The organism is Ascidiimonas meishanensis, from assembly GCF_037782385.1.
In the GTDB taxonomy this organism is placed as follows: Bacteria; Bacteroidota; Bacteroidia; order Flavobacteriales; family Flavobacteriaceae; genus Ascidiimonas; species Ascidiimonas meishanensis.
The window spans coordinates 73,743-95,995 of record NZ_JBBEXD010000009.1 but is presented as its reverse complement, the minus strand read 5'-3'; the positions used below and the strand labels follow the sequence as shown (position 1 = coordinate 95,995).

Annotated in this window: 19 protein-coding genes; 5 read left to right on the top strand and 14 right to left on the bottom strand. The window is 33.0% G+C overall.

Features of this window, described 5'->3' with window-relative positions:
- Positions 1-264: 264 nt before the first annotated feature.
- Positions 265-1,122, bottom strand: a complete 858-nt coding sequence (locus WBG07_RS15090; RefSeq protein ID WP_340202357.1) for a formyltransferase family protein — start codon at positions 1,120-1,122, stop codon at positions 265-267.
- Between the two features lie 67 nt (positions 1,123-1,189).
- Here WBG07_RS15090 and WBG07_RS15085 point away from each other — a divergent pair, with 67 nt between their 5' ends.
- The 5 genes from WBG07_RS15085 (at position 1,190) to WBG07_RS15065 (ending at position 7,317) form a co-directional block, all read left to right on the top strand.
- Positions 1,190-2,254 (top strand): hypothetical protein, encoded by a 1,065-nt coding sequence (locus tag WBG07_RS15085; protein WP_340202356.1) that lies wholly within the window; start codon positions 1,190-1,192, stop codon positions 2,252-2,254.
- A gap of 245 nt (positions 2,255-2,499) precedes the next feature.
- Entirely contained in the window at positions 2,500-3,108 is a 609-nt protein-coding gene (locus tag WBG07_RS15080; RefSeq protein ID WP_340202355.1) for a sugar transferase, read from the top strand.
- Between the two features lie 10 nt (positions 3,109-3,118).
- Entirely contained in the window at positions 3,119-5,224 is a 2,106-nt protein-coding gene (locus WBG07_RS15075) for a GNAT family N-acetyltransferase (protein ID WP_340202354.1), read from the top strand.
- Positions 5,225-5,326: 102 nt separating this feature from the next.
- Positions 5,327-6,349 carry a glycosyltransferase gene (locus tag WBG07_RS15070; protein WP_340202353.1) on the top strand — a complete coding sequence of 341 codons (1,023 nt, stop codon included), beginning with the start codon at positions 5,327-5,329 and terminating at the stop codon, positions 6,347-6,349.
- Positions 6,346-7,317, top strand: coding sequence for an ATP-grasp domain-containing protein (locus WBG07_RS15065; protein ID WP_340202352.1), 972 nt, complete (start codon positions 6,346-6,348; stop codon positions 7,315-7,317). The genes WBG07_RS15070 and WBG07_RS15065 overlap by 4 nt, the downstream gene beginning before the upstream one ends.
- A 15-nt stretch (positions 7,318-7,332) precedes the next feature.
- Here the strand turns inward: WBG07_RS15065 and WBG07_RS15060 are convergent, their stop codons facing one another.
- From WBG07_RS15060 to WBG07_RS15000, 13 genes are all read right to left on the bottom strand, one after another.
- The gene (locus tag WBG07_RS15060) at positions 7,333-8,283 is read right to left on the bottom strand and encodes a hypothetical protein (protein WP_340202351.1); all 951 of its coding nucleotides are present in this window, start codon (positions 8,281-8,283) and stop codon (positions 7,333-7,335) included.
- 5 nt (positions 8,284-8,288) lie between these two features.
- On the bottom strand, positions 8,289-9,740 hold the full coding sequence (locus WBG07_RS15055; protein ID WP_340202350.1) for an MBOAT family O-acyltransferase: 1,452 nt from the start codon (positions 9,738-9,740) through the stop codon (positions 8,289-8,291).
- A 17-nt stretch (positions 9,741-9,757) separates the two neighbouring features.
- Positions 9,758-10,630: a hypothetical protein gene (locus WBG07_RS15050; RefSeq protein ID WP_340202349.1), complete on the bottom strand. Its 873-nt coding sequence runs from the start codon at positions 10,628-10,630 to the stop codon at positions 9,758-9,760.
- Between the two features lie 39 nt (positions 10,631-10,669).
- Positions 10,670-12,103 carry an MBOAT family O-acyltransferase gene (locus WBG07_RS15045; protein ID WP_340202348.1) on the bottom strand — a complete coding sequence of 478 codons (1,434 nt, stop codon included), beginning with the start codon at positions 12,101-12,103 and terminating at the stop codon, positions 10,670-10,672.
- A gap of 198 nt (positions 12,104-12,301) precedes the next feature.
- Positions 12,302-12,754: a hypothetical protein gene (locus WBG07_RS15040; RefSeq protein WP_340202347.1), complete on the bottom strand. Its 453-nt coding sequence runs from the start codon at positions 12,752-12,754 to the stop codon at positions 12,302-12,304.
- A 12-nt stretch (positions 12,755-12,766) separates the two neighbouring features.
- On the bottom strand, positions 12,767-13,894 hold the full coding sequence (bshA, locus tag WBG07_RS15035) for an N-acetyl-alpha-D-glucosaminyl L-malate synthase BshA (RefSeq protein ID WP_340202346.1): 1,128 nt from the start codon (positions 13,892-13,894) through the stop codon (positions 12,767-12,769).
- Positions 13,895-13,930: 36 nt separating this feature from the next.
- Positions 13,931-16,780: a serine hydrolase gene (locus WBG07_RS15030; RefSeq protein WP_340202345.1), complete on the bottom strand. Its 2,850-nt coding sequence runs from the start codon at positions 16,778-16,780 to the stop codon at positions 13,931-13,933.
- 107 nt (positions 16,781-16,887) lie between these two features.
- Positions 16,888-17,373 carry an ABC transporter ATPase gene (locus WBG07_RS15025; RefSeq protein ID WP_340202344.1) on the bottom strand — a complete coding sequence of 162 codons (486 nt, stop codon included), beginning with the start codon at positions 17,371-17,373 and terminating at the stop codon, positions 16,888-16,890.
- A 12-nt stretch (positions 17,374-17,385) separates the two neighbouring features.
- Positions 17,386-18,183: a (Fe-S)-binding protein gene (locus WBG07_RS15020; protein ID WP_340202343.1), complete on the bottom strand. Its 798-nt coding sequence runs from the start codon at positions 18,181-18,183 to the stop codon at positions 17,386-17,388.
- Between the two features lie 68 nt (positions 18,184-18,251).
- Complete coding sequence (locus tag WBG07_RS15015) at positions 18,252-18,698, bottom strand: HAD family acid phosphatase (protein WP_340202342.1); 447 nt, start codon at positions 18,696-18,698, stop codon at positions 18,252-18,254.
- Between the two features lie 16 nt (positions 18,699-18,714).
- The gene (locus WBG07_RS15010) at positions 18,715-20,043 is read right to left on the bottom strand and encodes a 4Fe-4S dicluster domain-containing protein (RefSeq protein WP_340202341.1); all 1,329 of its coding nucleotides are present in this window, start codon (positions 20,041-20,043) and stop codon (positions 18,715-18,717) included.
- Positions 20,044-20,045: 2 nt separating this feature from the next.
- Positions 20,046-21,005, bottom strand: a complete 960-nt coding sequence (locus tag WBG07_RS15005; RefSeq protein ID WP_340202340.1) for an MlaD family protein — start codon at positions 21,003-21,005, stop codon at positions 20,046-20,048.
- A 54-nt stretch (positions 21,006-21,059) separates the two neighbouring features.
- A complete protein-coding gene (locus WBG07_RS15000) occupies positions 21,060-22,232 on the bottom strand; it encodes an N-acetylmuramoyl-L-alanine amidase family protein (RefSeq protein WP_340202339.1) in 1,173 nt (390 codons plus the stop codon).
- Positions 22,233-22,253 lie beyond the last annotated feature (21 nt).

The following is a 22,253-nucleotide window of genomic DNA, read 5'->3' as shown; positions in this document are numbered from 1 at the left end:
ATTTATAAAATTTTAACACATTTAATTTCTTACAAATTAATAATTATTTTCTTTAATATGATATGTCATGTTATTTTTTTTGTTTTTTTTAAAAAAAATGTTAAAATATTACTATATCTAAAATTTATACCTTCATTTTGTATAAAAATTCCATATTTACGAAAATACTATAAGTGAACTTCCACTTTATTTATTCATAAAATTGATCATATCGTAACCATTTTAGTAAACTCCAATTAGCATCTTAAAATAACATAGACGAACTTATGATTTACTTTTATAATTGGTAATTTTAAGAATTCCGTCTATGGTTTTTACTAAGAGTTTTCCATCATATACTAAGACTATGGTGCCAGGCGTAGCATTTTTAAATTGCTCTAACAAGGCCGAATGAATGATAGCTTCAGCAGCAAAAATCACATATTCTTTCTTTTCTAATTCTGCTGTGCATCCCTGAGAAGAAATTCCAAAACTCTTAATAAGCCTAAGGAGCTCTTTATTAGTATCTTTTTCAAAATTTAAATGCTGCATTTCAACTGTACGGTTAAAATAGCTGGACGTTCCTGTTTGCTTTTTTCCTGTGTATGCAAATGCATTTGCTTTTAAAACTTCCCATCCCGCAGCAAAAACAGTTCCTTCTAATTTCATAGAAAGATAGTATAACAAACCAAGGTCAATATCTGGTGTTAGGGTTACTTTTTCTTGATGAATGATGGCACCTGTATCAATTCCCTCGTCAATATAGTGCATAGTTGCTCCATAAAAATCGTAATTATTATAGAAAACCCCATTCAATGGTGTTTTACCTTGTAATAAAGGTAAATATGTAGGGTGTACATTGATAAGTGTTTGATGCGTTTTAAACTTATTGGTAGGTAAAATAAACGGACATCCATTAGAAACTAGGACGTCAAAATCCATTTCAAGAATGTTAGTCAAAATTTTTTTTTTATCACTCATACTAAAAGAACTATATGCTATTTGTTTTCTATCCAGAATATTTGATAGAAAACTATTCTCTAGTGCAAAGATTTGCAGAGACGCTTGATCCTCGGTTTTAAGCAGTTGTTCTAAAACATTAAACCTTGCTCCTATGAAAACTATTTTTTTTCCTAAATTCACCCTATTAATTTTTGATAAATAATATTCAAATATAGGTGTTTACACCTGTATTTTTCAGTTGCTCAGAATGGAAAATCTTATTGCAGATATCAAACAAAAGGGAATTGGGTCTATGTTTGCTTTGGCGGACACTAGCATCACAGATAAAAAACAATATTCCAATACATTTTATCCAAAAAATCATAAATTGTTCTACACTGGTAGACATGCCATTAAATTTGTGATTGAAAATGTAGCAAAAGATCGTCTTATACCTACTATTTGGATTCCAGAATACTACTGCCAGCATGTAACCCGGTGGATGAAAAGGAACTATTCTAATATAAAGGTATATGCAGTTGATCCAAAAAACAGGAAAGAAGTTATACATACAGATGCCTTTGCAGAAGACGGAGATCTGGTAATGATTAATAATTTTTGGGGAGTTCATGCTTGTAACATCAAAAAGGGAAATAAAGATGTTACTATTTTGGAAGACCATTCACATGGATGGCTCACACCTTCTTGCATAAACAGTAAGGCTGATTATTGTGTTTCTTCATTGCGAAAATCAATTCCTGCGCCTTTAGGCGCTATGGCATGGAAACCTATTGGAGAACCTATGAAAGATATTCCCTCAAAAGGCAATACACTTTTCTTGAAAATTTGGGATACCATCACACTGGCTCAGCAATTTAAAACTAGTTATCAGGAAGCAGATAATCCTGACTTAGAAGATAAGCAAAAATCACTTGCGCTTATAAATGAGGCAGAACGTGAAATGAACAATAATCTTGATTTGGTAACATTAAGCGGAGATCATAAAAATGTAATTAGAAAATATATTGAAATAGACTATTTTGAATACAAGAAAAAGAATCTTTCATTTCTAAAAACATTAATTAATCCTTCTAAGAATTATGAAATTGTGGCTCCCAAAGAAACTACTTTTGGATTGACACTTTTTATAAAAGATCATTCTAAAATGTTGGCACTTAGATCTTACTTAATAGCAAATACTATTTATCCATCACTATTATGGCCAGATAACCCTACTTCTTACGGCTATTATCTCAACATTCATGTTGATTTTAGATACGGTACTATGGAAATGAAATATATCGCAGAAAAACTCAATAGCTATATCTTTTAAACACATAACAAACTGCCTTTTGGTTGCCCTATAATCATCAAAGTCAAATTAAAAATTGATGTTGAGTTATAAAAATAGGTCTCTTATCGATAAAAATGTGAATGAGAGCGTAATTATAGATGATCTCAAGGTAGAACAGAAAGATAATTATAAATTTGGGGATGTTAAAACTAAATAGCTAATTTTAATTGATTATCGCCCCCCAATCATACTAAAACAAACACTACTTAAACCAACCTCGTTGTATGTATCGCAATTTTCTCAAACGCGTTTTTGATTTTTTCGCTGCGTTAATTGGACTGCTTATCGTTTCGCCTATTGCGATGATTATATATGTAATTCTTTGGTTTACCAATGATAAAAAACCGTTGTTTTTGCAACCAAGACCTGGTAAAAATGAAAAGATTTTTACTATTTATAAGTTTAAAACTATGACTGATAAAACGGATGCAGATGGCAATTTACTACCAGATCATATGAGAGTGACACGGTTTGGCACTTTTTTACGTAAAAGCTCTTTAGATGAAATTCCACAACTTCTTAATATTGTTAAAGGAGATATGAGCTTGGTAGGGCCTAGACCTTTAAGAGTGCGGTATTTGCCTTACTACACTAAAAAAGAACAAATACGCCATAGTATCAGACCAGGAGTCACCGGTCTGGCTCAGGTATCGGGAAGAAATTTATTGAGCTGGGATGAAAAGCTAGCTAAAGATATTAGCTACGTAGAAAATCTTTCTCTTTGGCTAGACGTAAAGATTTTGCTGAAAACCGTACTAAAAGTGATTCAATCTCAAAACATAGAATTAGCTCCGGCTTCAGAAGATTTAGATGCCATTAGAAAGAAAACTTGAATATTAAAAATTGAATACTACACAACACATATTATTTACCTGTGCCGGTAGACGTAATTATCTCATTAATTATTTTAAAGAGGCTTTAAATGGAAAGGGTCAAATTTTTGCATGTGATAAAGATGCCACCGCACCAGCATTAAAAGATGCAGATAAAGCCTTTATTGTGCCTTCTATTTATCATTCAAGTTATATCTCATCACTCATTAAACTTATCAAAGATTACCAGATTACAGCCATTATTTCTTTAAACGATCTAGAATTACCCATACTATCAAAAAACAGAGCTATTTTGGAAAAAGCAGGAGCTCGTTTATTGATTTCAGACGAGCATGCCATCCAAATTACTTTTGACAAATGGGAAACTTATCAATTTTTAGTAACTAACGGATTTAAGACTCCAAAGACTTTTTTAGAATTTAATCTTGCCGTAAAAGCTATTAAAGAAGGTTCAATCTCTTTTCCTGTAGTTGTGAAACCACGTTGGGGAAGTGCTTCTATAAACGTTGATATTGCAGAGAACCAAGAAGAACTTGAATTAATTTATAAACTTCAAAGTTTAAAAATCAAACGTAGTATTCTACGTGAAGCCAGCAAATTTGATTTAAAAAAAGCCATTATCATACAAGAAAAACTTATAGGTAAAGAATATGGTCTTGATGTACTTAATGATTTTGACCAGAATTTCTGCGCTACTTTTGCAAAGAGAAAACTAAGCATGCGAGGTGGTGAAACCGATAAAGCTCAAACTATTATAGACCAAAGATTTGAAATCGTTGGAAAAAAATTAGGGGAAGCTTTAAAACATATTGGTAATATGGATTGTGATGTGTTTCTTTGTAATGAAGAAGTATTTGTTCTTGAATTAAATCCAAGATTTGGCGGAGGCTATCCTTTTTCTCATGAGGCTGGTGCCAATATACCTGCCATATACTTACAGTGGTTAAATGATTCTAAAGACGTTCAACATTTAAATTTATATAAAGAAGGTATCCTATTTTCTAAATGTGACCGCCTTATTGAAATTTTAAATCCTATGAACATAAACTGGGAATTAACTGTTGAGGAGATTAATAGTGAATATGAATTGGAGCACTACCAAGAATTACTATCGACCATTAATTGTGATAATCCGTTTTATAAAATAAGGGTTTCAGACGCTTACACAAAAAATCAGGGTGACCGCTCTTTTTATTTTATATTTAAGAAAAACGGACATCCTATAATTGTCATGCCTTTCTTTTTAAGAAAAATTGAAATAGACAATGAAGTGATGCCTTATTATGATGTGAGTTCTCCTTATGGATACAGTGGTCCTTCATTTTCACCAGATTTACCAAAAATATACCTAGCTGAATTTTGGCAAAAAGTAGATCAATGGTATCTTGAAAACAATGTAGTTTCAGAGTTTATTCGCTTTAGCTTAGATGAAAATCATTTACATTATACAGGCACCTTAATTCCTACCTTAAAAAATGTAAAAGGAATTATTAAAAATGAGGAAGAACAATGGAATGATTTAAAACCCAAAGCTCGGAATAATTATCGTAAAGCACTGCAACAAGGTCTTCGTATTGAAGTATTTCATGAAAAAATTCCAGCAGTTGTTATAGAAGATTTTTATAATATCTATATTAAAACTATGGTTCGAAATAAAGCAGACCAGCGTTATTTCTACGAACTAGAATACTTTAAATCTATTATCACAGAGAATGCTGATGCTTGTGCAATAGCAGTTATTTATAAAGATAAAACACCTATCTCTACCGAGTTGATTCTTATCTCCCAAAATACCTTATACTCGTTTCTAGGAGGTACATTAAATGAGTATTTCTATTGTCGTCCTAATGACTTTTTAAAATTGGAAATTATGAATTGGGCTAGAATGCAAGAAAAATCATTTTACATCTTAGGTGGTGGCCGTGAAGATGGAGATGGGTTGTATAAATACAAAAAATCATTTTTCCCACATGATGAAGATGTAATTTATTATACAGGAAGAAAAATAATTAATTCTGAAATTTATAACGAACTTGTTATGAAGAAAAATGTAACTGATATAGAGGTTATAACAGATACCATTGAACTGTATTATTTTCCATTATATCGAAGTTAATATCCTTTTATTATACCGTTCACTTTGATTCGTAAATTAATACGTATTATTGAAAAAAATTAGTATTTGTAGTTTGTTTTACCTCAATAAAAAGATTTCTAAATGCTCCTAAGCATCATCATTCCCCTCTACAATAACAAATCATATCTGGCAGATTGTTTAGACAGTATACTGGCGCAACATTTGGTAGAAAAAGAATACGAGGTAATTATTGTGAACGATGGCTCTACAGATGGCAGCGAAACTATAGCAGAATTATACCAAAAAAAATATGCCAATTTCTCATTAGTTAATCAAACCAATAAAGGCAATGGTATTGCTAGAGAGACTGGATTGAGCATAGCAAAAGGAGCCTATATTTTCTTTGTAGATTCTGATGATTTTCTGGTCCCTCATACCTTAAAACACATTCTATCATTAGCGTTAGATAACAATTTAGACGTACTTAGGTTTTCTGCAAAAGATACTTTTGATTCTTTTGACCCAAATGAAAAACCTCGATTTTTTGAGATAGAAGATACATATGACATCATTACTGGTTTACAATTTCTCGCAGAAATCTATTATAGTCCAGAAGTTTGGCGGTTTATTTTTAAAAGAAGTATTATTGTAGAAAATGAAATCGCATTCATATCAGATCACTTTATTCAAGACAGTTTCTACACTCCTATGATTTATCTTTCTGCAAAAAGAACCATACACACAAAATTAGACGTATATAGATATAGACAGAATAGAACTTCTGTAACCAAGAGAAAAACAGACGCACACATTAAGAAATACGTGAACAGCATAGAATTTGGTATTGAAAAATTAAGTGAGTTGCGTAAAAATATTCCTTTGGAACTGCCGTATGCCGCTCAATGTGATGCCATGCTAAAAACAAAACAACAATGGTATTGTGTTTTGTTTATCATCCGATTCGCAAGAAGCAGCAACGACACCCAAATGCTAAATTCCAAATTAAATAAAATGAAAGCACTTGAGGCATTTCCTCTAAAAGAACTCAAAGGAGGTCCTTATGATTCATTTAAATATAGTGTTATCAGATTCGTTTTTAACCACAAAAGTCTCCGGAACATCTTTACTCATGCATACAGAAAGTATTACCAAATAACAAAATGAATATTTTAATTACCTCCGCCGGCAGAAGAGTTTCTCTTCTTAATTTCTTTAAGGAAGAACTCACAAAAAAATTTCCACATGGGAAAGTCTTTATTACTGAATTAGATCCGCAAACTGCACCGGCAGCGCACGCAGCGGATAAACATTTTCAGGTCAAAAAAGTTACCGATAAAAATTACATCTCACAACTTCTTAAGCTTTGTAAAGATGAGAATATTTCATTGATTATACCCACCATAGATACCGAATTGCCTGTTTTGGCAGAGAACTATAAAAAATTCAAAGATTTAGGTATTGAGGTAGTTATTTCTGAAGTAGATCGCATAGCATGTTTTCAGGATAAACGAACTACGCATACCTTCTTCAATGAGATGGGAATTGAAGCTCCTAAAATATATGAAAAAGATAATTATCAACTCCCTATTTTTGTAAAACCGTATAATGGTAGTAGGAGTATTAACACTTACAAAATTACTAGTGAAGATTACTTAATGCCCTATCTATTCAAAGATGAAACGCTTATGTTTCTGGAGTATTTAAGTTCAGATACGTATGATGAGTTTACATGTGATATGTATTATGATAAATCTGGTGAATTAAAATGTATTGTACCTAGAAAAAGAATTGAGATAAGAGGAGGCGAGGTGAGCAAGGGTATAACGGTTAAAAGTAAACTTATCAATTTTTTAGACAAACATCTGGGCACAATTAAGGGTATGCGGGGTTGTGTAGCCGCTCAATTCTTTGTAAACAAAGAAAATGGAAGTGTCATTGGTATTGAAATAAACCCAAGATTTGGAGGAGGATATCCTCTTTCCCATCTTGCCGGCGCAAATTATGCCAAATGGATTATTGAAGAATATCTTTGCGAAAAAGAAATTGACAAACAACTTGATTTCTGGGAAGACAAACTATTAATGCTCAGATACGATGACGAAATTTTAGTACGCAATCACCTAGATTCTTAATTTCCAAACATATATTTATTTTTTGCTTTCTTCAATATAATTGATAATTACTTTGGCAATTAGTTCGCGCCCATAATTATTCCAGTGTTTATCATATATAAGCGTGGTGGGTTTTTTTGCCTTTTCAAACTCATTCGCATAATCAATATATTGAATATTTTCTTCCTTTAAATAATCCATAAACAAAGGAGAGGTATTTCTAGAGTCTAACAAAAAAGAAAAACGCTTTTTATCAAAGCCGTAAGTAGCAATAAGACTTTTCAAATTGGCAAGATATTCCCTTTCTTTTGCCAATTGATTTTCATTTGTCGTTTCCTTTTTATCAGATTTGTTTTTACCTAATGAAATCAAAGCAGTTGCCATATTTTTAATAGGATCTAAAGCACCAATATTCTGTACATATACCAGAAGCTTGCTTTTTCGTAATAAACGATACATAGGCTGTTCAAACTTCATTCTGGCTGCTATTGTCGTGTAGGTACCCCTATTTAGATCATTACTAAATTTAATTCCCAATATTACATGATCAATTAGATCAAACTGCTCTTTGTATGCATTGATAAGATGCAATTGATCTGCCATATCATATCCAGCATATCCATATTCATATACTTCAATATTAGGTAATTTATTTTCTATTTTTTTACCTGTAGAGTTATAGTAATTTTGATGAAAGCCTTCAATAAAAGAGTCCCCTACAAGTGCAATTTCTTCTTTGCTCTCAGTTGGTTTAAACTCCCTGTAAGAATTAAAACCAAAATTATTTATATAATACTCCGAAAAATTCTGTCTCCTATTACCCGTAACGGAATGCCCCTGTTGATTAGGTTGCCATTTTTCAACCTTTTTATCATCTATAAATCGAACTGGGTTGTCTTTGCTCAGATGCAATGCACGTACCCATAGTTCTAAAGCTATTAACAATAATACGCTGTAAATAATACTTTTTAAAATTAACCTTTTCATATTCCTTAAAATTGAAAATAAATAAAGGAACGATCAAAACTACTGTCGTAAAACATTAAAATTAACAATAAGACAATAGAATATACAATAAATCGAACAACAGGTGATTTAAATTTAAATGGTGATCTTTCATCTTTACGAATCCGGAATTCATAAAGTAAAAATAGGGCTATCAGAATATAATAATCAATCATTCTATATCCTGAGGGATGTGCATAGGCTTCATATCTGAAATCTGTAAATATCTGATTCAGAAACCCAAATGAGTCCGTCAAAGAAGCTGATCTAAAAAATACTCTTGAAAAAGTGACAATAACAAAAGTGAGAAACATTTGTAATAATTCTATCATAGAAGGAAACCAGCGATTTTGCGCTACCACATTTCCCATATAAATTCTGTTTCTTCCCATAAGAAAGACCGGAATATAGAACAATGCATGAATTCCTCCCCAAAAAATAAACGTCCAATTGGAACCATGCCAAAATCCAGAAACTAGAAATATAATGATAATATTACGAACAGATTTTAACTTCCCCACTCTAGAACCTCCTAATGGGATATATAAATAATGTCTAAACCATGTAGATAGCGAAACGTGCCATCTTTGCCAATATTCTGCGACATTTCTAGCAAAGTTTGGAAATTTAAAATTAGACATTAGTTCTACTCCAAAAAGTTTCGCAGTACCAATTGCGATATCAGAATAACCACTAAAATCACCATATACCTGAAAACTAAAAAGTGTAACACCCAAAACCAGTGAAGAAGCTGGGTAATCTGCATAATTTGCAAAAACATCGTCTACAATAGGTGCTATCCCATCTGCTATCACCAATTTTTTAAAGAGACCCCATAAAATTAGTTTAAGACCTGCTACAATTTGCTCATAATTAAAATGACGCTTGTTGGTAATTTGTGAAAGTAAATTAGAAGCTCTTTCTATAGGTCCCGCTACCAACTGAGGAAAAAAGCCAACAAAGGCAGCAAAAGAAATAAAATCTCTAGTAGGTGTTAGTTTTTTATAATAGATATCAAACGAGTAAGACATTGTCTGGAATGTATAGAAAGAGATTCCTACTGGTAATATTACTTGTAAAGTCCAGGTACTTCCAGTTGGCATTCCTAAAGCATCCAACATATCAATCCATGAATCCACAAAAAAGTTGAAATACTTGAAGAAGCCTAGTAAACCTACATTAAAAGCAACACTAACCGCTAACCAACGCTTTCTTATAGATTGATTATCACTATGGAAGATCTTCAAACCAACCAGGTAATCCACTACAGTACTAAGAAAGATTAAAAACAAAAAGCGCCAATCCCACCAACCATAGAAAAAATAGCTGGCTACCAATACCAATATATTTTGTGCTTTTAAGTGTTTGTTAAAAACAAACCAATAAAGAACAAATACAATAGGCAAAAAAATAAAAAACTCAACAGAATTAAAAAGCATAGTCTTAAATCAGGGGTTTAATAAGTTGTTTTTTTTATCATTTTTGCTACCTGACTGGCAGCTCTTTCATGTCCGTAACAAGTCCAATGACTGTCATGCTCAAAAGACCAATTTTTATCTCCATCATCATTTAATTTAATACTTCTAAAACCAGCTTCTTCTACTGCTTCAATGATAACCTTATCTGTATTTGGCATAAAAACAAATATCTTATTGGTTATACGATAATTCTTTTTAATGAAATGTAACAGTTCTGGGATTTTACTATCTAAAACTAAGGGAGCATCCGGTTCTTTCAATGATTGCTCATTATTGGTACCCCTTCCTATAGGGAAGCGATTATAAAGGTAATATAGAAATTTCCAATTATAGAGAATTCTTTTTAGACCCGGAGATTTCATCTCTCCATGAATAATCTTTTGGTTCACTAAGGATACCTGAGTTATATCTTTTAATGCTTTAATTTCTTTGATACTTTCTATAAAATCTTCATTCTTAACATAAAGAAAGTAATTTTCTGGTTGTAAACTATCTAACTGTTTAGCAATTTCCATTGCTTCAATTAAGGAAACACCAGATCTAGCTGCTTCCATAAAATTTAATTCAGGTATTTTTTCTTTTAAAAATATGGATTGATGGCATTCTGGAGGATTCATAAAGTTTTCAATAAAAGAATCTCCAATAATAACTTGAAGGTTGTCAAAACTATTTGGCAATTTCCCGGGCCATCCCATCTCATTAATACTCCAAGAATGGTCTCCCCCTTTCCAATATCCTTTTTGTCCGGGAAGATACTTTTGTATATAATTTTGATCTATTGTTCTTCTTGGAATGTCTGAAGTTAAATGCATCGTTCTGGCAATTACCTCCCCTATTAACATTCCTGTCATGCAAAAAACTAATATGTTGACTAAAAACTTTTTCATGCATTAAAACTGAAAATAAATAAATGCCTGTTCTTCTCCGGCGTAAGCAAATAATAATACGATCACACTAAAGTAAAAAGCCCACCTCCATCCTTTACCAAATTTCACTAATTCTTCAATAGCGTATTGCCCATGCCTCCCAAGCCATTCCACAATTACAAAAACAATAATGAGGTAAATTAGATACGAAGGGAATATTTCTGGAATAGTTAAAATACTTTTAGACCAGATACCGCTAAGATATTCAAATGCATGAGATATGTTATTGGCACGAAAAAAAATCCATGCAAAAAGAGTTAAAAAAAAAGTCGTGAGCATTTGAAACAGTTCTTTTAAATTTGGCAACCATTTTCCTTCTGCTACCAAATCTGTATTCACTCTATTCCGATTGAGTAATAACAAAGGGAGAAAATATATAGCATTGAGTGCTCCCCAAATAATAAAAGTCCAATTGGCACCATGCCAGAAACCGGAAACCAAAAAAATGATCATGGTATTACGAACCTTCATTCGTAATCCGCCACGACTACCTCCCAAAGGTATGTACAAATAATCCCGAAACCATGTTGATAATGAAATATGCCATCTTCTCCAGAATTCTGCAATATCTCTTGAAAAATATGGGAATGCAAAATTGCGCTTTAAGTCAAATCCAAAAAGTCTGGAAACACCTATAGCAATATCAGAATACCCAGAAAAATCCCCATAAATCTGAAAGGCAAAGAAAAAGGCTCCCATCACTAAGGTACTTGCAGTATATTCACTAGAATTATTAAATATTATATTGGCGTATTTTGCACAATTATCTGCAATAACTACTTTTTTGAATAATCCCCAAAGCATTTGACGTAAACCATCTTTTGCTTTTTTTAAATCAAAGTTTCGCTTACTATAGAACTGTGGCAAAAGATGTGTAGCCCTCTCAATAGGACCTGCCACTAATTGAGGGAAGAAACTCACAAATGCGGCAAACGCAACAAAATTTTTAGTAGGGGTGAGTTTTTCTCTATACACATCAATAGTATAGCTCAGTGTTTGAAAAGTATAGAAGCTAATGCCCACTGGTAGAATAATATCTAATGTGTTGGGTTGAATGGCATAGCCAAAGGCAGTAAAAGCATTAGTGAAGCTTTCTACAAAGAAATTATAATATTTGAAAAAGCCAAGAAAACCTAAGTTTACAATAACACTGGTATATAAAAGTAGCTTTCGTTTTAATTGCTTCTTTGATCGCAACAAAAAAATTCCAATAGTATAATCAATAATAGTACTGAAAATAATGAGTGACAGAAAACGCCAATCCCACCAACCATAAAAGATATAACTGGCAACTAATATTAAAAAATTTTGGAAACGAAGATTTTTGGAAACTATAAACCAGTATAAAACAAAAACTATCGGTAAAAAAATGAAAAAATCAATAGAGTTGAATAACATATTCTAACGCTGGTTTATTGAAATCAAATCTTTTCTACACTCAGTATCTAAAATTATACTTACTATAGAATAGACATTTGAGGGTAAATATCCTAGAAATTCCTTTGTAAGTCAAAAAAAATCTTTGAAATACTCCTTTTAAGATGTTAACTGCTATTTGCCTTTTTTGATCTGCATAAGAAAACATTATTAACTACCTTAATCTATGATTGTTTTTTTAAATTGAATGTTGGTGTAGTTACCTTTAACTTTATAGATACTAAAAGGTTCATTGAGTACTTTAGGCATTTTTTCTAAATCTTTGGGATGCTCCTCACTCACGAATATGGTTAATTCATCTTTGGACACGTTTAATTTGGTGATAGAAATATCATGTCCGGTTGTTTGCATAGTTCCCAAACATAAAATCAGTATAAACTCCTTGTCAAAATCTACTTTTGGCAATGCCAAACCTGGCCTTCGGGTTTGATTCACCTTACTATAGAACTCTTTAAGGCTGGAATATTCTTTTACCACTAAAATCTGCGGACTTCTAGGACCTCCTGATGTGTCTTTCACCACTAATTCATAAGAAGGCTGCATTGAATAATAATTTACAGATGACGTTGAAATAAAGAAAATAAAAGAAAGAAATAACAACTGTGTTTTCATGATACATTGAATTTACGCCAAACTAAAAGCCTTGTTATAAATTTCTTCATATAGAGGAACAATGGCATCAATATCAAATTTTGAGGCCTCTATCCTTGCATTTTCTTTGAAAATATTTAGTACTTCTTTGTCTTTAAGTATGTTTATAGCATTACTGGCCATATCTTCTACATCTCCTACATTACTTAGATATCCTGTTACACCGTTAATATTGACCTCGGGGATACCTCCAGTGTTACTTGAAATTACAGGCGTTTTATTAATCATCGCTTCCAAAGCTGCCAAACCAAAACTTTCCGTCTCGGAGGGTAACAAAAATAAATCTGAAAAACACAAAATACGATCAATCTCATTACTATTTCCTAAAAAAAGTACTTTATCCTGAATTCCTAATTTTTCACATTGATATTCCGCAAGTTCCTTTTCCGGACCTTCCCCAACCATAATGAGTTTGGAAGGTATTTGTAATTGTATTTTATAAAAAATATCAATTACATCAGGGATGCGCTTAACTTGCCTAAAGTTACTGATATGTGTAATAATTCGTTCTTCTTTAGTTGCCATCATATCTCTTTGACAATCTGTAAAATCATTTGCATACTTGGCAATATCAATAAAGTTAGGAACTACATAAATCTCTTTTTCAATATCAAAAAGGCGAAGTGTGTCATTTTTAAGACTTTTTGATACAGAAGTAACTACATCGGATTTATTGATACTGAAATTTACGGCAGGTTTGTAAAATGGATGATTTCCAACCAGTGTAATATCTGTTCCATGCAACGTGGTAACCATTGGAATAGAAATACCTTCTTCTTTTAGCATTTTTTTAGCCATATATCCTGCATATGCATGTGGTATTGCATAATGCACATGAAGCAATTCTATTTTATGAAGCTTCACCATATCTACCAGTTTGCTAGACAAAGCAAGTTCATAAGGCTGATAATGAAACAAAGGATATTCTGGAACGTGAACTTCGTGAAAATGAATATGGTTGCTAAGCAAGGCTAATCTAACGGGTTGTTTATACGTAATAAAATGAATTTCATGCCCCCTGTTTGCCAATGCAATTCCTAGCTCGGTAGCCACTACTCCACTACCTCCAAAGGTAGGATAACATACTATTGCAATTTTCATTTTTTATCTATCAATATTGGTAAAGGGTCTATAAAACTAATCAATAATTGCATCATAAATGAGCTGCTGTATCACGGTTCGAGTTCCTTCAGTTATTAATTTTCTATTACTGGCCGTAGGAAAAGTACGGTTTGATAAAAATACATAAACTATTTCTTTTTCTGGGTCTGCCCACGTATAAGTACCTGTAAATCCACTGTGGCCAAAACTCTTCATGGAAACACAACCACAAGTAGGTCCATTTTCAACCAATTGTGGTTTATCAAACCCCACACCTCGTCTATTATTACGTTGGCAAAAATAACATTTATTAAACCTACCAATAGTTCTGGTTTTAAAATAACGTTTACCACCATAATACCCTTCCCAGAGATACATTTGCATTATTTTGGCAATATCATTGGCATTGCTAAAAAGACCTGCATGCCCACCAACACCTCCTTGCATGGCAGCTCCCATATCATGGACGTATCCTTGAATTACCTGATGCCTAAAATACGTGTCATTTTCAGAAGGTACTAAGCGGGCTCTGGGAAATTTATCTAAAGGATTGTATGTTGTATTGTAGGCCCCTAAAGAGCCATATAACTTTTGCTGTGTGATTACATCTAAAGAAGAACCAAACTCTCTCTCTACTACCTCTTTCAAAATATAATAGGGTAAATCACTATATCTGTATTCTTTTCTTTTTCTTAAATCTGTCTCCAGAATACGTTGCTTTATAGAATCTTTATAATCATTGCGTATATAAAGATTACCTACCACCTTGGTGGTGAAATCTTTTTTTGGATACTTACTATAAAACAGAGAGGAAGGCCTTTTAGTAGCATTATTCAAGGTATATAAATAGAATGGAATCCAAGGTTTTAATCTGCCATAGTGGGTAAGCATTTCTAAAAGCGTCACATTTTCTTTATTCGTGCCTTTAGACGCTGGATAAAACTGCTTCAGAGCACTTTGCAAGCTTAATTTACCTGTTTCTTCAAGCTTCATTATCATGGGCAGTGTAGATAGAATTTTAGTAAGGGAAGCCAAATCATAAATATGATTGTTGGTAACCATCTCTCCATTTTGATAACGTGTTTTTCCAAAACTTTTATGATAGATTACTTTACCCTTTCTAGCTATGAGTATTTGTGCTCCAGGTATAATCATTGAGTCAATGGCTTGATGCACTACAGAATCAATTTTTTTTAATTTTTGAGACTGTATTCCAACTTGTTCTGGCAATCCATAAGATAATCTAGATAGTGCATTAGTTTGTATGCTGATACCAGCCTTAAACTCTTCTGCTATAGAAACTGGTAGCACTCCCTTAGTGGGAATTGCTCCAAAAATTATTTCAGCAGATTTTTCCTGATAAACAGACTCATTTTGATAACTCACCAAAATAGTTTCTGTATTTGTTACAGATGAGAGTTTTGCTAATTCTAATGGATTGGTAAATAAATTTAGTATCACGTTGTATTGTCTGCTAATTTCGTATAACCATGTCTTTTCAATTGCACTAAACTGATTTACCTTTTTTGCTCTTATTTTTGATGGATGTAATCCAATAATCACCAGATTATACGATTTCAACTTGGCCAATAATTCATCCAGTAAAGGGGCTTGTACAAGATCAACCTTACCATACAATTTCATGGTATTTAAGAATGTTGAATAATCTCCATCACCCATAGGCACATACGCTATCTTTTTAAGATCAAGGTTTCTTACTGGAAGTAATTCATGTTCATTCTTAATGAGCGTAATGGAAGCTTCTGCCAAATTTTCCATCAAAACTAAATCCTCTATGGTGTCCATTTCAGGAGTTAATTCTTCCTTTTTGTTATTGGTAATTAAATGCAATCCTGCTTTATACTTCGCCATTAGTATTTTTTTGACAGAATACGCCAGACGTTCCTCAGAAATAGCACCTAATTTATAGGCTTCTTTTAATTTATTAAAAACAATAGGAACTTCTATTGAAAATCTCAGTATATCGTTTCCTGCAAGAAAAGTTTCCAATACCTGATGTTCAGAAGAAGCAATATCAGAAATAAGCAATCCTTTAAAACCTATTTTGTTTTTAAGTATTTCTGGAAGTCTGTTTTCTGAAAGTTCTGTTGGTATTTCATTAATATAAGAAGGAAAAGCAATGTCTTCATAAGAAGTAGTAATTGCAGATATTCCTTTATCAATTAATGTAGTATAATAATTTAAAAGCGAAAGTTCGTGTGGCATCACAGAAAAGAAACCAGTCATCAAACTATCCAAAGAGGTGGCTATTTTTGGTTTTTTATCGAAATAATAGTTCCCACAGCTTAAAATTCCCGTGCTCTGTAAGCCTCTCATGAAAGTAGTAGCTCGTTCTAGCTCTTTGCTATAAGAACTACTTGCTATACTACCTGAATTGGATGAATAAACAGGAATTCCAGGCAAAAAATTTAAATGTATACCTAAACGTCTTGCTTTTAATCCAATTTGCTTTCCTGTTTTTTTAAGTAAGTCTTTATTATCTATAGACGCTAATACGGAAGGTTTTGGGAAAGAAAAATGAGTTTCTGCTCCAATCAATAATGGAATCCTTAAATCTGTGTGAAAAGTATTAACCAAATTAAAGGTAGACCAATCTTCTGGTTGCTTAACAATTAGGGTTCCTACCGGATATTTCTCAAGCGTGGTTATTAAAACTTCACGATCTTTATTGATTAAGGATAAATTTACTTTTAAGGCGAGAAGTTGTCCTATTTTTTCATCAATAGACAAAGAGTCATAGCGTTGTTGCACCCATGACTTTTGATCTATTGCGTCTTCTGAAAGTAATGGATTTACCTCCATGTGTTGCGCACAAACACTACTTCCAAAAAAAGATAAAAGGAGTAAAAAACTCTTCTTAAACATTTTAATATTGAATTTTTTCAAAATATACGTCTAAGCAGTTACAATGAAAACCAAAATCGTTTATTTAACAACAATTTCGGTAATTGGTATCTTTTGTAAAGAATATGTTAGTTTAGAAAACGAGCATGCCAACTTTCTTTTGCTGGAACTTCCCAGTGTTCCATATATTCTCCTTTAGTAGTGACAAGATTATTAAAGACAACTGTATTTTGATTTACGGCTTTGTCTTTTACCATTTTTTTAAAGTCCTTAAGAGGTTTGTAAGCAACATATTCTCCTTGTTTAAAGGAAACATTCATCTTGTCTAAGAGGTCAATGTTATACTTTTTTTCTAATTCCTGAATAAAGTGAACAGATGCATCAATAGAGCATCCACTTGCCGAATGTGATTCTTGGTCTAATGCAATAACTATAAACCTATTGTATCTAATCTCAAAGCCTGCTTTTAAACTAGCGCCATGTGCTGTCCATGATGTTAAAAAAAGATTTGTTTGTTCTTTTATTTCTTCAACTTCAGCTTGTGAAAGCCCTCTGTTGGCTTGATAGATCCAAATACGGGAATTTTCTGGTAAGGTTTCAAATGGCACAATCATCTAGAGTAGGTATTAAAGGTCTGATGCATTCGCAATAAGCTCGGCTACATCCATCACCGCAATTTCAGCTTCTTTTTCTTTATTTTTAATGCCATCAGTCATCATGGTATTACAAAAAGGACATCCTGCTGCTATAATTTCTGGTTGTGTTTCCAATGCCTGCTCTGTTCTTTCAATGTTAACATCTTTATCTCCTTTTTCGGGTTCTTTAAACATTTGAGCACCTCCCGCACCACAACAAAGCCCATTTTTACGACACTTTTTCATCTCTACCAATTCTGCCTCCAGTTTGCGAATAAGCTCCCTTGGAGCTTCGTAAACATTGTTGGCTCTTCCTAAATAACAGGGATCATGAAAAGTAATTCGTTTTCCTTTAAATTGTCCACCTTCTATAGTTAGTCTTCCTTCATCCAATAAAGTCTTAAGGAATTGTGTATGATGCATTACTTCGTAAGTTCCGCCTAAAGAAGGGTACTCATTTTTTAGGGTGTTAAAACAATGTGGACATGCGGTTACAATTTTTTTAACCTCGTAACCATTAAGTACCTCAATATTAGTAACCGCCTGCATTTGAAAAAGAAATTCATTTCCAGAACGTTTCGCAGGATCACCAGTGCAACTTTCTTCAGCACCTAGCACAGCAAACTCAACCTTAGCTTTGTTTAAAAGTTTAACAAAAGCTTTTGTGATCTTTTTAGCACGATCATCAAAACTCCCTGCACAACCAACCCAAAATAAAACTTCTGGTTCTTTACCCGCTGCTATCATTTCTGCCATGGTGGGTACATGTAAACCTTGGTTACTCTCCATAATTTATAATATTATTTCTTCTAATAAGGGAATCTTTAATTCTAAAAGTCTACCCTTATTTATAGCTTTTAATCATATTTGCCGTCATCAAATACTTGAATAGTAACTTCTTTTTCAACCAAATCTGTGAATTTGCCATTATATCGTGTTGCTTTCACCAAATGATTATCTATCCAATGATAATTACCTCCTCTTGGTTTACCCATTAGTAAACTATGATAATTGAATCCATATTTGTTCAACCAGTCTTCCGTTACCTTACGATGATCTTCGGTTCGGGAAGTAAAAAAACATATTATATGCCCTTCCTCATACCATTTATTTAATGTTTTTAGTGCATCTGGATATACTTTTGCAGTAGCCATACGTTCAGGCTCTTCATTAGGTATATCATCGCAAATAGTACCGTCAATATCAATGAGATAATTTTTAATTCCATCTGGCAGAACCGGACTGATATGTTCACCAGACTCTAGTTTATCATGCAATAATTTTTCAACGTCTTCTTTTTTCATTTTTACCTCATTTAATTTATGTTTCGTTTTTCCAATTTAATCTATCCATCTGATTATAAGGCCAAGGTGCCCCATTATTCTCAATATTACTCATCATATTATTGAGATCTGAAGGAGCGGCGGATTCTTCCATGACCAAATATTGTCTCATATCCATTATTATAGATAAAGGATCTATACTTACTGGGCATGCTTCTACACAAGCATTGCATGAAGTGCATGCCCATAATTCTTCTCTACTTATATAATCATCTAATAATGATTTATTATCATCCTTAAAAACACCTGCATTTTTATCAATATTCTTACCAACCTCTTCCAATCTATCTCTGGTATCCATCATAATCTTTCTTGGAGATAATTTTTTTCCCGTTTGGTTTGCAGGACATTCACTTGTGCATCTGCCGCATTCTGTGCACGTATATGCATTCATTAACTGCACCCAGCTAAGGTCTGTTACATCTGAAGCACCAAATTTAGCAGGATCTTCATCTCCTTCTTCTGTAGTTGCATAGGGATCTGCTTCTGGATCCATCATTAACTTAACTTCTTTGGTAACGGATTCTAAATTTCTAAATTGTCCCTTAGGCTTAAGGTTTCCATAAAAAGTATTCGGGAAAGCCAATAAAATATGAAGATGTTTGGAATAATATAAGTAGTTCAAAAATAATAGAATACCAATAATATGGAGCCACCAAGCGGTTCTCTCTACAGTAATAAGAGCGGCTTCCGATAATCCGGAAAGTAATGGAGATAACCATTGACTCACTGGAAAAGCACCGGCTTCAACATAATGCGCTGCACCCATTTGTTGTAACTGGTAATCTGCTCCATTCATCGTTAGGAATAATAACATTAATACCACTTCAAAATACAGAATTATGTTACCGTCGTTTTTGGGCCAACCTTCCATTTCAGGTTTCATGAAACGCTGCAACTTCATGATATTTCTTCTGATCCAAAACGCAAAAACAGAAATAAGCACTAAGAGTGCCAGTATTTCAAAAGAACCTATTAAGAAATCATAAAATCCTCCCAAACCTGCAAACATACGATGGGTTCCAAAAAGTCCATCTAGTATAATTTCCAATACTTCTATATTTATAATGATGAAGCCAACATAGACTACAATATGGAGTATCCCTGCTATAGGTTTTACCACCATTTTAGACTGCCCTAAAGCAATTCTGATCATAGCTTTCCAACGTTCTGTCTGATGGTCTGAGACATCTGCATCTTTTCCAAGATTAATGTTGCGAATGAGTTTTCTAACATTCAAAATGAAAAACCCTATTCCCAAAATAAGGAGAATCGCAAATAATATAGTAAAGAGATATTGGGTCATAATTATTTGTTTTCTTCTTTGCTTTCTACTGGAGGCTCATAAGGCTTTGCCCTTTTTCCAAACAAAGAAAAATGAACATATCGTTTTGGATTGAGTTTCATGTCTTCTAATAAGAGTTCCAATTGTTTTGAAGCTCCAGACATATTGTTATAAAAAGACTCATCTTTTAATAATTTACCCACAGATCCTTCACCTCTTTCAATACTGGCAAGAACTTTATCTAAACTTGTAATTGTGGATTGTAGATCTTTCACCGTTTTTCCAATATTAGCTTTTGCTAAAGAATCTGAAAGACTTGAAAGGTTTTCTGTAATATTCGCTACATTACCAAGTGTGCTATCTAATTTTTCCTTATTCCCACGAATAATTAGGTCAATATCTCGTGAGGTGTTTTTGAAATTTGAAATTACAATTCCAAGGTCATTAATACTGTTTTTGAATTTCAGCTTGGTATCATCATCCAGCAAGGTATTGATATTTAACAGCAATGAATCTGCACTGTATAGTGTGGATCCTATTTGCTCTTGCAGCGGTGTTAACTTTTGAGTCACCAATTCTGTAAGACCTGGTTTAATATTACCTTGTAAGGTGTCTTTGGATTTTGCTGGAGTGCTTCCATCAAAAACTGGTATTACCTGAATTCCTTTGCCACCAATAATGCCTGTATCATATAATTGGGCAATACTATTCTTAGAAAATTCAAATTTATTCTCTACGTTAAAAGTAACTATCAACTTACCACTGTTGTCTTTGAACCTTATGTCTTGAATATTTCCTACAGAAAAACCATTGATAGTAACCGGCGTTCCTACTGCAAGTCCTCCCACGTGATCATAGACCACATAAAAAGTACGATAACTTTGAAAAATAGAGTTAGACTTTAGATAGCTAAATCCTAAAATGAATAATAATATCCCTCCTAATACAATAATCGCCGTTTTAATTTCCCGAGAAAGTCTCAAATGAATCTATTTTCTATTTCAGACAAAATTAGAAATAATTTGTAAAGAAACCACTTAATTGGAAGCCGATTTTGAAACTTCTGAAAGACTGGTGCGTTTACCATTGCGATACCCCACAATAAAGGCGGAGGTATAGCCTGCTTTCACAGCCTCTTGTTGAAGCTCTTGTGCCTTACTAAAGGAATTGGTTTCTCCAAAAAGATACCTATAAATGTCTTGGTAGCTTTCTCGTGAAAGATTCCTAAGCCCCCTGAAATTAGCCGGAATGAGTTCTAACTTTGAAGCACCTGCTGCAATTTGAATTTTATAGGTTAATACCAACTTTGGATTTTGGTCTTTTTTATTTTCTATTTGTTTAGTAATACTATCTATTACTGTAATAGAGGTTTCAGGTGTTACTTCATTATTTTGAGATTCAAAACTAAAGTCATTACCAACATTTTCTCCAACCGACTTTTTATAGGCTAAAATACCTTTGGAAATAGATCCAGCAATTTCAACTTGCCCTGAAGCCGAATTTAAATAACGGCCTTCTGGTTTATGAGTTAAAAAACCTACTTCCACCAAAACACTGGGCATAAATGTTTGATGCAATACAATAAAACCTGCCTGTTTTACGCCCCTATTTTTTCTTTTGAGCTTTTTAGTGAAATTGCTTTGAATATTCTTTGCCAACATAATACTTTGATCCAAAAACTCCTCCTGCACAATTGTCAAGGCAATAAATGATTCAGGTGAGTTAATGTTATAGCCAGCATAGTTGGTCTCGTAGTCTTCTTCTAAATAAATTACCGAGTTCTCCGCTTTCGCCACTTCAAAATTTTGTCTATTGGCATGCAATCCTAACACAAATGTTTCGGTACCACTGGCCTCTGATCCATGCGAATTACAGTGTACGGAAACAAAAAGGTCTGCATTAGCTTCATTTGCAATTTTACCTCGAACATACAGATCGATAAACTTATCTGTTTTACGAGTATAAACTACATTAATATCGGTTTCTTTTTCCAAAATGGCTCCAACAGCTAGTACTATTTTAAGAGCAATATCTTTTTCTTTATAGCTATTCCCTAAATTACCAGGATCATGACCTCCATGTCCTGCATCCAGAACCACCGTAAAGTTCTTCTTACCTGGTTGCGTTTGAATGGGAGAACACCAACCGTTATTTGTAAATGATACTGCCGTTAATATGATAGATAGAATATGTATTTTATAGCTTTTCACCTTGCTTATTATTGGTTAAAA

Excerpts from the sequence above, each read along its gene's own strand:
- WBG07_RS15085 (WP_340202356.1), top strand. The coding sequence starts at position 1,190 with ATGGAAAATCTTATTGCAGATATCAAACAAAAGGGAATTGGGTCTATG.
- WBG07_RS15080 (WP_340202355.1), top strand. The coding sequence starts at position 2,500 with ATGTATCGCAATTTTCTCAAACGCGTTTTTGATTTTTTCGCTGCGTTA.
- WBG07_RS15070 (WP_340202353.1), top strand. The coding sequence starts at position 5,327 with ATGCTCCTAAGCATCATCATTCCCCTCTACAATAACAAATCATATCTG.
- WBG07_RS15065 (WP_340202352.1), top strand. The coding sequence starts at position 6,346 with ATGAATATTTTAATTACCTCCGCCGGCAGAAGAGTTTCTCTTCTTAAT.
- WBG07_RS15060 (WP_340202351.1), bottom strand. The coding sequence starts at position 8,283 with ATGAAAAGGTTAATTTTAAAAAGTATTATTTACAGCGTATTATTGTTA.
- WBG07_RS15055 (WP_340202350.1), bottom strand. The coding sequence starts at position 9,740 with ATGCTTTTTAATTCTGTTGAGTTTTTTATTTTTTTGCCTATTGTATTT.
- WBG07_RS15050 (WP_340202349.1), bottom strand. The coding sequence starts at position 10,630 with ATGACAGGAATGTTAATAGGGGAGGTAATTGCCAGAACGATGCATTTA.
- WBG07_RS15045 (WP_340202348.1), bottom strand. The coding sequence starts at position 12,103 with ATGTTATTCAACTCTATTGATTTTTTCATTTTTTTACCGATAGTTTTT.
- WBG07_RS15040 (WP_340202347.1), bottom strand. The coding sequence starts at position 12,754 with ATGAAAACACAGTTGTTATTTCTTTCTTTTATTTTCTTTATTTCAACG.
- bshA (WP_340202346.1), bottom strand. The coding sequence starts at position 13,894 with ATGAAAATTGCAATAGTATGTTATCCTACCTTTGGAGGTAGTGGAGTA.
- WBG07_RS15030 (WP_340202345.1), bottom strand. The coding sequence starts at position 16,780 with ATGTTTAAGAAGAGTTTTTTACTCCTTTTATCTTTTTTTGGAAGTAGT.
- WBG07_RS15025 (WP_340202344.1), bottom strand. The coding sequence starts at position 17,373 with ATGATTGTGCCATTTGAAACCTTACCAGAAAATTCCCGTATTTGGATC.
- WBG07_RS15020 (WP_340202343.1), bottom strand. The coding sequence starts at position 18,183 with ATGGAGAGTAACCAAGGTTTACATGTACCCACCATGGCAGAAATGATA.
- WBG07_RS15015 (WP_340202342.1), bottom strand. The coding sequence starts at position 18,698 with ATGAAAAAAGAAGACGTTGAAAAATTATTGCATGATAAACTAGAGTCT.
- WBG07_RS15010 (WP_340202341.1), bottom strand. The coding sequence starts at position 20,043 with ATGACCCAATATCTCTTTACTATATTATTTGCGATTCTCCTTATTTTG.